Source organism: Pseudoalteromonas distincta (genome assembly GCF_005877035.1).
Taxonomy (GTDB): Bacteria; Pseudomonadota; Gammaproteobacteria; order Enterobacterales; family Alteromonadaceae; genus Pseudoalteromonas; species Pseudoalteromonas distincta.
Genome location: NZ_CP040558.1, coordinates 1169319 through 1183039, shown reverse-complemented (window position 1 = coordinate 1183039; position 13721 = coordinate 1169319). Strand labels below are relative to the sequence as shown.

Annotated in this window: 12 protein-coding genes; 8 read left to right on the top strand and 4 right to left on the bottom strand. The window is 38.8% G+C overall.

The window, feature by feature from the left end:
- The first annotated feature begins 44 nt into the window (after window positions 1-44).
- The 4 genes from aceK to FFU37_RS05240 all read left to right on the top strand — a co-directional run bounded on the left by aceK (window position 45) and on the right by FFU37_RS05240 (window position 4936).
- A complete protein-coding gene (aceK, locus tag FFU37_RS05255) occupies window positions 45-1763 on the top strand; it encodes a bifunctional isocitrate dehydrogenase kinase/phosphatase (protein WP_138488898.1) in 1719 nt (572 codons plus the stop codon).
- Between the two features lie 19 nt (window positions 1764-1782).
- A complete protein-coding gene (locus FFU37_RS05250) occupies window positions 1783-2721 on the top strand; it encodes a LysR family transcriptional regulator (RefSeq protein WP_002961484.1) in 939 nt (312 codons plus the stop codon).
- A gap of 177 nt (window positions 2722-2898) precedes the next feature.
- The gene (locus tag FFU37_RS05245; RefSeq protein ID WP_002961486.1) at window positions 2899-3342 is read left to right on the top strand and encodes a ferritin-like domain-containing protein; all 444 of its coding nucleotides are present in this window, start codon (window positions 2899-2901) and stop codon (window positions 3340-3342) included.
- A gap of 265 nt (window positions 3343-3607) precedes the next feature.
- Window positions 3608-4936: an IS4 family transposase gene (locus tag FFU37_RS05240; RefSeq protein ID WP_138488897.1), complete on the top strand. Its 1329-nt coding sequence runs from the start codon at window positions 3608-3610 to the stop codon at window positions 4934-4936.
- Window positions 4937-4990: 54 nt separating this feature from the next.
- Here the strand turns inward: FFU37_RS05240 and FFU37_RS05235 are convergent, their stop codons facing one another.
- The 3 genes from FFU37_RS05235 to FFU37_RS05225 are packed head-to-tail and all read right to left on the bottom strand — an operon-like array spanning window position 4991 to window position 9678.
- Complete coding sequence (locus tag FFU37_RS05235; RefSeq protein ID WP_138488896.1) at window positions 4991-8026, bottom strand: TonB-dependent receptor plug domain-containing protein; 3036 nt, start codon at window positions 8024-8026, stop codon at window positions 4991-4993.
- Window positions 8027-8035: 9 nt separating this feature from the next.
- Window positions 8036-9115 (bottom strand): FecR family protein, encoded by a 1080-nt coding sequence (locus FFU37_RS05230; protein WP_039490067.1) that lies wholly within the window; start codon window positions 9113-9115, stop codon window positions 8036-8038.
- Window positions 9112-9678 (bottom strand): RNA polymerase sigma factor, encoded by a 567-nt coding sequence (locus FFU37_RS05225; RefSeq protein ID WP_002961494.1) that lies wholly within the window; start codon window positions 9676-9678, stop codon window positions 9112-9114. Before FFU37_RS05225 ends, FFU37_RS05230 begins: the two co-directional genes overlap by 4 nt.
- 273 nt (window positions 9679-9951) lie before the next feature.
- Here FFU37_RS05225 and FFU37_RS05220 point away from each other — a divergent pair, with 273 nt between their 5' ends.
- A complete protein-coding gene (locus tag FFU37_RS05220) occupies window positions 9952-10467 on the top strand; it encodes a DUF2937 family protein (protein ID WP_039490070.1) in 516 nt (171 codons plus the stop codon).
- On the opposite strand, the gene FFU37_RS05215 is transcribed toward FFU37_RS05220, so the two are convergent.
- Window positions 10447-11334, bottom strand: coding sequence for a LysR family transcriptional regulator (locus FFU37_RS05215; protein WP_002961497.1), 888 nt, complete (start codon window positions 11332-11334; stop codon window positions 10447-10449). The two genes, FFU37_RS05220 and FFU37_RS05215, sit on opposite strands and share 21 nt — an antisense overlap.
- Before the next feature lie 122 nt (window positions 11335-11456).
- Between FFU37_RS05215 and FFU37_RS05210 the strand changes: the two genes are divergently transcribed.
- The 3 genes from FFU37_RS05210 to FFU37_RS05200 all read left to right on the top strand — a co-directional run bounded on the left by FFU37_RS05210 (window position 11457) and on the right by FFU37_RS05200 (window position 13702).
- Window positions 11457-12107: a peroxiredoxin-like family protein gene (locus FFU37_RS05210; RefSeq protein ID WP_039490073.1), complete on the top strand. Its 651-nt coding sequence runs from the start codon at window positions 11457-11459 to the stop codon at window positions 12105-12107.
- Window positions 12107-12874, top strand: a complete 768-nt coding sequence (locus tag FFU37_RS05205; protein WP_138488895.1) for a haloacid dehalogenase type II — start codon at window positions 12107-12109, stop codon at window positions 12872-12874. Before FFU37_RS05210 ends, FFU37_RS05205 begins: the two co-directional genes overlap by 1 nt.
- A 219-nt stretch (window positions 12875-13093) precedes the next feature.
- Window positions 13094-13702 carry a PilZ domain-containing protein gene (locus FFU37_RS05200; RefSeq protein ID WP_138488894.1) on the top strand — a complete coding sequence of 203 codons (609 nt, stop codon included), beginning with the start codon at window positions 13094-13096 and terminating at the stop codon, window positions 13700-13702.
- Window positions 13703-13721: the final 19 nt, after the last annotated feature.

The following is a 13721-nucleotide window of genomic DNA, read 5'->3' as shown; positions in this document are numbered from 1 at the left end:
TAACACAATAGAGTATAAACTCTAGGGACTTTTAAGGAGTGCAAATGCAACCTCGACATATTGCTGAATTAATTTTAACGGGTTTTAAAAGGCACTATCAGTTATTTCAAAAAACAACAGCCAAAGCCCCTCTTGCCTTCGCAAAAAAAGATTGGCAAGCAATTAATGATATCAGCCGTTTGCGTATCAGCTATTATGATGATCGTGTTAACGAAACCACGCAAGCGCTAAAAAAAGAAACCCCAACCGAACAACTCGATGAAAGCCTATGGCTTGAAGTTAAAAAGGTATATCAGCATTTTTTATGTTTTCACCCCCAAGCAGAGCTCGCAGAAACTTTTTATAACTCTGTATTTTGCCGGCTGTACCATAGGCGCTATTTTCATAATGACTTTATATTTGTAGAGGCAACCTTAAAAGATGCTCCTTCAGTGCCTGTAGAAGCAGAATATAGAACATACTTTCCTGTAGTTGATGGCCTCAAACCAACAATAAAACGCATTATTAGTCATTTTGATTTTAAGGCCCCATTTGTAAATTTAGAGCGTGATATTCGCCTCCTTGTTAAAGCTTTTTATAAACAGGCCCCCGATACACATCACCAACCTTGGCAAATGCGCTTTGATATTTTACACACACCTTTTTATCGTAATAAAGCAGCCTATATTGTTGGTCGTGTTGTTTCAAAAAGTGGGGTTCAGCCCTTCATAATCGCTGTATTACACGATGAAGATAACGGATTATATTTAGATGCACTTTTAACAAAGTCATCTCAAATGCGTGTTATTTTTGGCTTTGCCCGCGCTTATTTTATGGTAGAGACACACGCACCTTCAGCACTTGTTCGATTTTTAAATCAACTTATGCCAAACAAAACACTTGCTGAGCTCTATAACGCAGTGGGTTTTCATAAGCAGGGTAAAACTGAGTTTTACCGAGAGTTTTTAAATCATTTATCTCACTCTAGTGATGAGTTTACAATTGCACCGGGGACTCCCGGTATGGTGATGATGGTATTTACCCTCCCCTCATTTGGCTATGTTTTTAAAGTAATAAAAGACAAATTTGGTGAGAGTAAACCCTTTGGCCGTGATACCGTATTAAAACGCTATCAACTGGTAAAAAATCATGATCGCGTTGGCAGAATGGCCGATACCATAGAGTATTCTAACGTCGTATTTCCTTTAGCGCGTTTTGATAGTAATTTACTTGCGCAATTACATAAAACAATTGGCTCATCAATGGTAATTGAGGGCGATTGGTTGATCATCAAGCATTTGTATATTGAACGGCGCATGACACCTCTTAACTTGTTTTTAGAAAATGCTGATGAAGAAAGTGTCGCCGACGCGATTGAAGAATATGGGCAAGCTCTAAAAGAAATGATTGCTGTTAATATATTCCCTGGTGATATGCTCTTAAAAAACTTTGGTGTAAGTAAGCACAAACGTATTATTTTTTACGATTACGATGAAGTTCAATATCTAACCGATATGAACTTTAGAGCATTACCAAAAGCAAAGAGCTATGACGACTATCTAATGGATGAACAAAGTTACTCTGTTGCACCACAGGACGTATTTCCTGAGCAACTTTGTACATTTGTAATGCCAAACCCTATGTATAAAAAGTTTTTACTCAGCACTCATCCAGAGCTTATAGATGTTAGCTTTTGGAAGCAGGCACAACAAGATATAAAAAATGGTCAGGTAAGTCATATTTACCCATACCCGACAGCACAGCGCTTTATTCACCACTGGTAAGCGCTAAAGGACACACACAATGAATATAAGTAAAATAGATTTAAATTTACTCGTTTACCTCGATACATTGCTTCGAGAATGCAACGTAACACGCGCTGCTAATCAATTGAGTATAACGCAACCTGCAATGAGTAATGGCCTTAAACGTCTTCGTAACTTATTTAACGACCCTATTTTAGTTCGTACCAGCGATGGTATGGTACCTACCGAGCGTGCTTTGGAGTTACAACCCGTTATTCGTGGCATTTTAATGACCCTTGAAGAAACTCTAGCACCTAATCGAGAATTTGAGGCAAGCCAAAGTAAGCGTGTGTTTAGAATAATGGCCAGTGATTACGCTGCAAGTACATTAGCACCAAAGCTTTTAAGTAAATTGCACGAAGAAGCCCCCGATACTACTTTAGATATACTCACACCAAGTGATGTCACCTTTCATGATGTAGAAAACGGTAAAGTAGATATGGCAATCAACCGTTTTGAAAACTTACCGCAGTCTTTTCATCATAAACGTATTTGGAAAGATAGTTTTTGCTGTTTAGTAAAAGCCGATAATCCTATAATTGAAAACTTTAGCCTTGATAGCTATTTAAAAGCGCGCCATATATGGGTAAGCAAAACAGGTTTTGGTGTAGGTGTAGGCATGGACCCTAAAGATGTGCAAAAACTTGGCTGGGTTGACGAAGCACTTGCTCACTTTGGTAAGCATCGTAATATTGCCACTTTTACACGTAACTACCATGTGGCAATTCATTTAGCTAAAGAGAAAAATTTAATTGCGACCCTTCCTTCAAAAGCCGCAAATATATATTTAGATGATCCGGGGCTTAAAATCTTAGAGCCACCATTTCCAATCCCTCCTTTTGAGCTTGATATGATTTGGAGCCCACTGTTACATCGCGATGCGAGTCACATTTGGTTACGTCAAAAAGTAGCTGAAGTAGCTGAAGAGCTAAAATAACTTTATTACACAATATAATGTAAAAATTGCTAGGTTAATTTTCTGCCTGTTAACTTAGCATCTTACTAAAATAAAATTAAACCAATAAAATCAAATGACTACATAACTATTGAAACGTGGAACATACATTGCTTTTATTAAATTGAACTATACATTCATTTAATTAAAGAGGTCATTATGAACACCCATCAAGGATCAGAAGTAAATCATATTACTGACATCATTCAAGTTATGAACAGCGGCATCGATTTTTATCAAAAAGCACAGGAAAAAGTTGAAGACCCTGCTATTGGTGCACTTTTTCAGCGTATGATAGATGCCCGAAAAGTGAGTGTTGAGCGCTTGCAGCCATATGCAATTAATGAAAAAGGCGAACGCGAAGATGGCTCATCTTTCGCAGTTGAAGCACGACGTGCGTACACAGCCCTATTGACTACTTTCACCTCACACAACGACAGCACGTATGTAAAAGAGCTCGAAGAGGTAGAAGATAAAACCCTTGAAGAAATTAAAGCAGCAATGGATAAACCGCAACCAGCTGACTGCGAAGCTGCACTGGCTAAAACATTATTAACAATGCAAAGCTGCCATGCAGAAATGAGCCGTATGCAAAAGCATTAAGCTGACATAGCGCATAACTAGAACCCAGCCTCGAGCTGGGTTTTTTATTGCCTCTAATACACCGCCTCGCTTCACGTCATATTTAAAGTATATTGTTTAAAAAAAATCATTTTGAAGAGCTTGATGTTCACTCAATAAAATCAGCCCAAGCTAAAACCAAAAAAAGGGCCTTTCGGCTAATGCCGATCAGTTAAGAAAATGACCGGTTGACCGATCCAAACGATCATGCAAAATCCGTAGTTAGGAAACTAACTACGGATTTTTTGTGAATATAGAACAAGCACTGCAAGCAACACTTGAAGAAAGCAGCCGATACCATACCTTTGAAAAATTATCAGAAATTCTTGACCCTGAAATCATTGAACAAGGTTTTCAACAAGCAGGGATTGCAACCGTTCGTAAGCGAAGATTACCGCTTGAAGCCGTTTTGTGGTCAGTTATTGGCATGGCATTGTTTCGAAAAGAATCAGTTTGGAATATCGCTAATAAGCTAGATATCATGTTACCTGGCAAGAACCAACTCGTTGCTCCAAGTGCGATGGTACAGGCGAGACAAAGGTTAGGTGATGATTCCGTTAAACACGTTTTCAATAAATCTGCTCAATCAATGTATAAGCAACAGTCATTCGAAACATGGAATGGTTTGAACCTATTAGCTGTTGACGGTGTTGTGTGGCGAACAGCCGACACGCCTGATAATCGTAAAGCCTTCTCTTCAGGTAGCAACCAATACGGTGATACAGCCTTTCCTCAAATACGCATGGTCTGTCATATGGAATTGACCAGCCATCAACTTCTCAGTAGCGAGTTTGATAACTATAAAACCAACGAGATGAAATTAGCTGAGCGTTTAATTGAACGTACACCAGATAATTCACTGACTATGTTTGATAAAGGATATTATTCTTTAGGCCTGTTAAACCGTTGGCATCAAACTGGGGAGATGAGGCACTGGCTGATACCAGCAAGGCCCGACTTACAGTATGAAATCATCTCCAGCGCGGGTAAAAATGACCATATCATTGAATTGAAAACCACAAAGCATGCACAAAAAAACTTTCCCGATGTTCCTGAAACAATTAAAGCGAGATTAATCAGCAAAACAATAAAGGGCAAAAGCTACCGTATATTAACCTCGATGACGGATAGATTGCGTTATCCAGGTAATGAAATTGTTGAATTATATTGTCATCGTTGGGAGATAGAACTTGGGTTTAGAGAAATCAAACAAACCATGCTTGATAGCGCATACCATTTAAGAAGTAAGCGTCCAGACATGGTGCGTCAGGAGCTATGGGCCGTGTTACTCGCCTATAATTTAATACGAAGAATAATGACGATGGCGGCGACAGTCACAGGGATATGGCCTAACCAGCTTAGTTTCTCTAGCAGTTCGATGGCTGTCATTCAGTATTTCTCGTCAGTATCTATAATGAGCCCAGGGAACATTCCAATACACTGGCAACACTTACTCGATACACTGCTCTTATTTAAGCTTCCAGCTAGACGAGAGGATAGAAGATATCCCCGATGGGTTAAGCCAAAACCATCTAAGTATCCTCATAAAAAGAAAGATGCCAGTCAGCTTAACTGACTGGCATTAGCCTTTCGGCCCTTTGAGTTAAATAACGAAAGGGAGAGTTAGTAATTAAAAACGGTATTCTGCACCTACGTAGTAGTAAGCACCGTTAAAACCGAACGGAGCCGAACGACGTGAGTAGTCAAACACACCTGAGCTGCTAATTACGGTATTACCATTAGCATCTACAATAGTACCTGAGCGAGAGTTACCTATTTCGTTTTTATCTGGGTAAACATCGAACAAGTTATTTGCACCAATATTTACTGATAAATCTTCAGTAACGAAGTAGTTAACTTTAACGTCAGTTAAAATTTCTGCGCCATACGTTTGACGACCGCCATCTTCTACTGTGTATTCACCAAAACGATTAAGTGACAGGTTAACAGTCCAATCATCACGTTGATAAAGCGCACTTAAGTTAATACGGTCCTCTGGTTGCCACTCTTCTATAATAGAGATGTCTTCAGCTGAGAATATATCTTCTACTTTTACTGTCTCAAGGCTTGAGCCAGCAGGAGAGAACAACGATACAACATCTGTTTTGGTAAAGTTAGCTGCAAGTGTAAAATCAAGCGTGCCGCCTAAACCTTCAGTGTTCCACGTTGCTACAAAATCAACACCACGAGTTTCTGTATCAGCACCATTTAAGAAAAACTGCCCTACGCCAGCACCTGCACTATTTAGTGCTGCATCAAGGCTTGTAGATAACCCTTTACCTAAGCGATCACTAATTACAATACGGTCGTCAATATCAATCGAGTAGTAATCAACGGTTACATTAATATTATCGGTAACGTTATACACAATACCTAAACTACGGTTTTGTGATTTTTCTTCTTTAAGTTTTGGAATACCTAAACTTTGCGCAAGTGTTGAATCATTTCTAAATGTACCAACTTCTTCTGCAACTAAATTACCATTAGTATCAACAACAAATTGTGTGCTTACGTTATTAAAGTAAAGCTGCTGCATTGAAGGTGCTCTAAATCCTGAGCTTAATGCGCCACGTAATGAAATATCGTCGGTAATAGACCAGTTACCAGCAAGTTTAAAGTTTACTGTATCGCCAAAACCTTTGTAGTTATCGTAGCGAAGTGCACCAGATAAAATCACATCTTCAATTACATAAGATTCTGCATCTACGTAAAATGAAATTACATCACGTGACTCATCCACTGAAGACGCAGGTGATGAACCACCAAAACCTTGTGAACCACCCGATGCATCTTCAGAGCCAACACCGCCACTTAAACCGCTGTAAATACTTACACCATTTAATGTGTCGTAATCGCGGTACGCATATTCATTACCTTCTAAAATACGGTATTCATCAGTACGTATTTCAGCACCCATCGCTAACGAATAATCATCAAAGTTTTGTGTAAAATCAATATTGATTGTTTGCAGTGATAATTCCATGCCGTAGGCGTATGCTTCACGTGGAATAGTTGTACGAATATCAGCTGCACTTAAGCCTTGGTCATAACGTAAAAAGTTAGCGTATGAGGCATTGATAGTGTCACTTGTAGTGTAATCAATACTGTTCTCACCATAGGTGTAAGATAAATCAAGGCTTGCATCGTTATCAAATTCAGTTTTATAACCAAAGTTGTACGAGATATCGTCGATAGTTGTGTTGATTTTTGGTAAGAAACCTAGCGGAATCGTCGCATCGTTATCTTGTAGTACTGGGTTACCGCCTGCATTTGCATTATGACGGAAAAATGCAGCCGACTCATTTTCGCGTGTTGAGTAAGTAATGAAGCCGTAAAGCTCGCCATCACCTAACTCGTAACCGGTATTAATTGTTAAACCAAACTGCTGAGAATCAGCATCACCAATTCTAAAGGTATTACGATCGGCTGTCAGCTCACGCGGATCACCAGCAAGTAAAGTACCGTCACTTAGTTCTGTACAACCATAAAACTGACAAGAGCCATGTAAACCGGCACGGTTAGTCGGTGCACGGTCACGGTAATTGATAGTTGTATTTAAATAACCGTCATCACCTAGCGCAAAGCCTTTATTAAAATCAAGGTTAATGGTTTCGCCATCGCCTTCAGAATATTGACCGTAGTTAATAGCCGCTTTACCACCTTCGCTACCATCTTTGAGCACAATATTAATAACACCTGCAATTGCATCAGAACCATACTGAGCAGCAGCGCCATCACGTAATACTTCAATGCGTTTAATTGCAGAGGCTGGAATTGCATTCATGTCAGTACCTGCGGTACCACGCCCAACAGAGCCATTAATATGAATAATACTTGCTTGATGACGACGTTTGCCGTTAATTAACACCAATGTTTGATCGGGGCCCAAACCGCGAAGTGTCGCAGGTCTTAAAGCATCTGTACCATCACTAATTGCAGAGCTTGAAAAGTTAAATGAAGGGGCGATAGACTGTAGCATACGACCAACTTCTGTTTGGCCCGTATTTTCAAGCGCTTCTGCACTTAGGATATCTACTGGAACGGGTAAATCTTCAACTGAACGTCCTGCTACACGGCTACCGACAATAGCAATTTTTTCAATTTTTTCTTGAGCGACTTCTTCTGCTGCGTTTACACCTTGCGAATTTACTGCAAGTAAAGCTGGTAATACTGCTGCACTGACCGCTGAAAGCTTCATCATGTTGTTATCATTCCTGTTGATTTGTTTGAGTTTTATACTCAGTAAACCATTTTGATCAACAACCGCATCGAGCTCAGTCCCACCTAATAATGCCTCTAGAGCATCTAGCTGAGTGTAAAATCCATAAACTGAATTTGCGTCATACTGCTTTGCCAACTCATAAGAAAACACCACGGTTTGCTCTGTTTGTTTAGCATATTCAATTAAGGCTTTGTCTGCTCGCTGCGCTTTTATATCAAATTGCACCATTTGCCCAGTGGTTTGTGTTGCTGCTTGTACACTTAAACTAAAAATAGCCGGTGCAAGCACACTAAATCCACTCAATAAATGCGTTTGGTTACTGCGCAACTTATATAAACAGCTGACAAACAAAAATCCTCTATGGGTTTGTTTCTTTTTTTTAATGTTTTTTTTACGTTCAATCTTTATTGATGCAACTTTATCTAACATTAGTTTGATTTGCATAACGTCTACTTATGATTCTGTATGGTGTTTTAGCGTTACTACATGCTCACCTAAACGCTCATGATCAATCGAAAAGTTAGTTTGTAAACTTTCTAGTAAACCTTCAACGTCACCGGCTTTAAATACTCCAGCCACTTTAATACTGGCAAGCTCAGCTGATGAAAGCTCAAAACGTGTTGCTGTATAGCGGCTTACTTCATTTAAAGCATCGCTTAGCTCTTCTCCATTAAAAATAAGCATCCCATTTTGCCATGCCAAATCGCGCTGTACGTCGTTCATTGAAAGCTGCGTAATTGGCTTTGTAACACTTTGCTCAATAACTGCTTTTTCGCCTGAGGTAACAATATTGGCATTAATTTGACGAATTTTTTTCGTGCTATTATCTGCAAGTTGATAATCTTTAAAGTCATTAGCATCAACCGCTACACTTGGATCGGTGATCATCACTTTGCCTTCAGTAACCACCAGTTCTAAATCTGATGAAGTATTGCGTTGTACATTAAATACCGTGCCTAACGCGGTAAAACTTTTATCACCTGCCATAACACTAAATGGACGCGTGGCATCTTTTGCTACATTAAAGCGCCCTTCCCCACGACTAAGTAATAACTGCCTGCGACCTTTGCTATAAGCAACTTCTAGTAAGCTATTAGTATTAAGCTGCACTATGGTGCCGTCTGGCAACACATACGTTGCTTGCTCGCCTACTTTTGTTTTGTAAATTTTAGTGTAATTAACTTTAGCAAGCTCTTGGTTGTAGCCATTTTCTAAGTTAATTAATAAGTAGCTGCATACCATTAACGCTGCAAACAAACTCGCTGCAATTGAGTAAGAAAACATCCACTTATTTTTTGATGCTTTAGTATTGTTACGCTGAGGAAATAAATGACTTAATTCGTTTAATACTGAAAGCTCATCCCAAAGCTGAGCAAGCTCGTATATAGAGTCTTGATGTGCGGTGCTTTGCATCATCCATAATTTAAATTGCTCTTTTTCATCATCAGTTAAACCACGATCAATCGCGCTTATCCAATCACATGACTTTTCTAAGATTAAATCTTTTGAATTAAATTGATGAACATTACTCATTCTGCGACCCTCTTAACTGATATAGGATGTGCCTGAGCTTTAGGGTTCGTTTGAGGGCTTTGCTCATGTTCACGCATGTACAACATGGTTTGTAACAATCCTTTGGCAATGTGTTTTTCAACAGTGCTTTGGCTTAACTGCATTTGGTCTGCTATCTCTTTTTGGCTCATACCGTAAACTTTTTTTAATATAAAGCATTTACGAATCGATGAGCTTAGTTGCTCAGTAGCTCTACAAAAAAGTAAAAAACGCTCTTTAGATGTGTATTCGTCTTCGAGCTTCATTGATTTGAGTAATACGGGTAATTCGTTATCATTTTCTAACGAATCATTAAATTTGTTGTCCCACTTAGCTATATGGTTGAGTGCTAGATGTTTTGCTGTTTTTAGCATATAACTGCGGGTAAACTGGATGTCTTGTTTTAAATCAGCTTCATAGCTTTTTACAAAAGTTTCTTGCACAATATCTTCTACATCGTCGGGTTGAACAATGCGCGATACAAAACGTTTGAGCTGTTTAGAAATATCAACAAATGTTGACGTGAACTTTACTTTTTTCGTCATCCTTAACATCCACCTGTTGTTATTTTTATTATTAGGGCGTATTGGCCTTTCGTGGTTGAATTTGCAGCAGTACGTTTGGGATTTAGGCAAGGCAGAGCCTATGTAGTGTGGTTATTCCCCATAAATAGGTGATAACGCAGCATAAATGCCAAACATGCGCTGCCCGTTGGGTTCAATCCACAAAGGTCAACACGCCCCATTAGATTACGAGTTTTTGACATAAAAACAAGCTCAAATGTTAATTCTGGGTTATTTAAATGCATAGGAAGATAAATGAGTAAATTTTTAGATTATATACGACTTAGTTTCTTTGCATTCGGTTTACTACTTGGAGTGCAAATACCTGCATTTGTAAGTGACTTTGGCCAAGCACTATCAGCCCAGTTAATTGAAGCTAATAATGCCGTTGCGCCTTTTAAAAGCGATGCAGCTAAGTATTTCAATAATGATTTAAATAAGCTAATAAAACACTATCAAAATATTGATGATGAAATTGTGAACAAAGGGGCAAGTAATATCAGTACTCTTTACGAGCGACAGCAAGATTTACAGATAGCCGTAAATAGGTTTGAGAAATCTCCGTATATATTTACTATGATCAGTGGCATGAGCGATATAAAGCAACAAGTATGGCAACGCTTTGAAGGTCAAATCATTTTAAAAAAAGACTCTATTATAGCCGCCATTGTTGCAGCCATAATTGTTGCCTTGCTTGCAGAGCTTACTGGTTATTTGTTTTTAACTGGAGTAAAACGCTCATTTAAACGCTTATTCGCAGCTCAAAAATAATGATTTCATAAAATCATAAAATACATCGGTTTTGCGGGTTGTTAAACTATTTTGCGGACGTAAAAACCAAACCGGTGCATCATCTTGTGCCATTACCCCTGGCATAACTTCAACCAAAATACCGTTTTTAAGATCTTCATTAATCGCTATTTTTGACTTAATAGCAATACCATGACCTGCAATAGCAGCTTGTGTCATATTATCGGAGTTTGAAATAGTAAAACGAGTTTTAGCATTAAAGGTATGTATTTTTTTGTGTTCGTCAAAAAGCTTTAACTGGCGTTGCCACGGCAGGCAAACCCAATAATGTTCACTCAATTGCGTTAAATTTTCAGGCATGCCGTACTTTTCTATATAGCTAGGGGCTGCACACAGTATGCGACTATTGTTTACGATTTTACGAGAAAGTAATCCTGAGTCATTTAATTTTCCCACCCTAATTGCAACATCTTGGGCGTCATCAACCACATTTACAAAATGATCCGTTATTAAAAAATCAAGCTTTAGTTCAGGATAAGCTTGCTCAAACTCATTGAGTTTAGGCATTACGTATTTTGAAAAAACCCAAGGCGGCATGGTCACGCGTAGTAAACCACTCACCGATGAGCTGCGCGCGCCAATACTATGCTCAGCATCGTGAAGAGCTTCTATTATAGCCCCCACACGCGTATAAAATATTTCACCTGCGGGAGATAACCGTACTCGCCTGCTATCTCTAAAAACAAGTACTGTAGCAAGCTCACGCTCTAGTTTACTCAAGCGATGGCTCACCGTTGCAGGCGATAAACGCTGCTCGCGGGCAGCAGCAAGTACGCCCTTATTTTCAACTACAGCTATAAATGTTTCTAGGTCGCTTAAATTATACATAAAGATGCCATTGTGCACTTTTCAATGTTTAATATTTTCGAATGAAGCTTTCAGTATTGCAATGTTTATTTAAATATATAAAACACTATAATTGCAAATAGTCTAATTATTGAGGTTCAATCATGAGTTTAAAAGCGCAAATAGATGCCTATAACGTACAAAAAGATGCCAAATTGCCGGCTGACGTTTTGGCACTAATGAACACTACAAACGAAGAGCTAATTGCACAGCATATTAAAGACAATGCATTGCAAATTGGTCAAAAAGTAGAAAACTTTAGCTTAGCCAACCATAACGGCGAAAACATTGAGCTTGCAGATTTATTAAAAAAAGGCCCGGTAATCATTAGTTTTTACCGTGGTGGCTGGTGCCCATATTGTAATTTAGAGCTAAAAGCACTTAACGACTACTTACCACAATTTAAAACTCAAAGTGCTCAGTTAGTCGCAATATCACCACAACTACCTGATGAAACTCTCTCAACTGCACAAAAAAACGACCTTGAATTTGACGTGCTTTGCGATGTGAGCAATAAAGTAGCTGAGCAATTTGGTTTATTGTTTACACTTGATGAGCGTATTCAAGCGTTATATACACAATTTGGTATTGATTTTGAACACTACTACGGCGATAAAAGCTTTAAATTACCGCTACCGGCCACCTATGTGATAAACCAAGAAGGTGTTATTACATACGCATTTTTAAGCGAAGATTACACCCTACGCGCAGAACCTATTGATGTTATGACAGCACTTGAATCGGAGAATAATTAATGTCTATTTTAAAATCGTTAAAAACACTTACTCTTTCACTACTTGTGGGCACAAGCCTTGTATCTGGTTATGCAGTCGCTGATGAACCAAAAGAACAAGCAAAACCTAAAGTGCTTATTTTTGATGTAAATGAAACCCTACTTGATTTAACGTCAATGCGTACCTCTATTGGTAAAGCGCTAGGCGGACGTGAAGATTTATTACCACTGTGGTTTTCAACTATGCTGCATCATTCATTAGTAGATACAGTAAGCGGTAGTTATCACGACTTTGGGCAAATCGGTGTGGCGTCACTTCTTATGGTTGCTCAAAACAACAACATTGATATTACAAGTGAACAAGCTAAAACAGCTATTGTTACGCCTCTTTTAACGCTTCCTCCCCACAGCGATGTTAAAGAAGGACTGGCAAAACTCAAAGCACAGGGCTATAAGTTAGTAAGCCTTACAAATTCTTCAAACAAAGGTGTAAAGGCACAGTTTGAAAGCGCTGGTTTAATGTCTTACTTTGATGCGCGTTACAGCATTGAAGATATTAAAATTTACAAACCAGACTTACGTGCGTATGAGTGGGTACTTAAAAAGCTAAACGTAGCACCAAATGAAGCAATGATGGTTGCAGCCCATGGCTGGGATGTTGCTGGTGCAAAAGAAGCTGGCTTACAAACCACTTTTATAGCACGCCCAGGTAAAGCACTTTACCCATTAGCTAAAAAACCAGATCATGTTGTGAAAGATTTACATGAATTAGCCGATCTACTTAAATAAGTACACGCTGATGAATCAATACCCAAGCGGCCAATGTTAGGATGACATTGGCCGCTTTTTTGTAACTACTCCTAATATGTCTTAGTGTATTTATTTTCATAATCAGTATGTTAAAAATTGAATGTAAACAAAGCATTTAGCCCGCTATGCGTTATTTTATCTGCTAGCAATTTAGTACTCACAACGCTACTATTAAATAAATACGTGGTGGAGAACATAATGAATAGTGAAAGATTAGGTGAGTTTGAGCAGTACTTTCAAATTAATGAAAGTATAAGAGTAAATTTATTCCCCGTATCAAACGGACAAGTTCCTCAATCGCAGCTTGAGCTTGAAGACGACATTCCCCCACTATTTAGATTAGCAAATGAAGTAAGTGAGCTTGAGCAAAGCTCGTTACGCCCACTGCGTAACTTAGGCGATATAGCACAAGAGCTAGCTACTTTTTTACAAGCGCAGTCACGTAAAATAGATTTAATAATGAGCCATATTTTGGCCTCAGAACAAGCCCAAGATAACGCAATACAATGTGATAGCTACGGCGGTGGCGGTATTCGTTTTACATCACCCGAAGTACACTCAATTGGCCAAGCATTTAGAACCAAACTGTTTTTGCACCACGAGGCCTCTGCGGTTTATTGTTACACCGAAGTTGTGGCAGTAGAAAAACAAGATAGCGAACACTACCAATACACTATGCTCTTTACCGCAATTAGAACCACAGACCAAGAACTTATTGTTAGAGCGAGTTTACATGCTCAAACCCGCCAACTTAAAAAACGTCAAGAACTTGATCAAAACCAAGGCGACCTAAACAGTGATATTTAGCTGACATCTTTATGTAAAA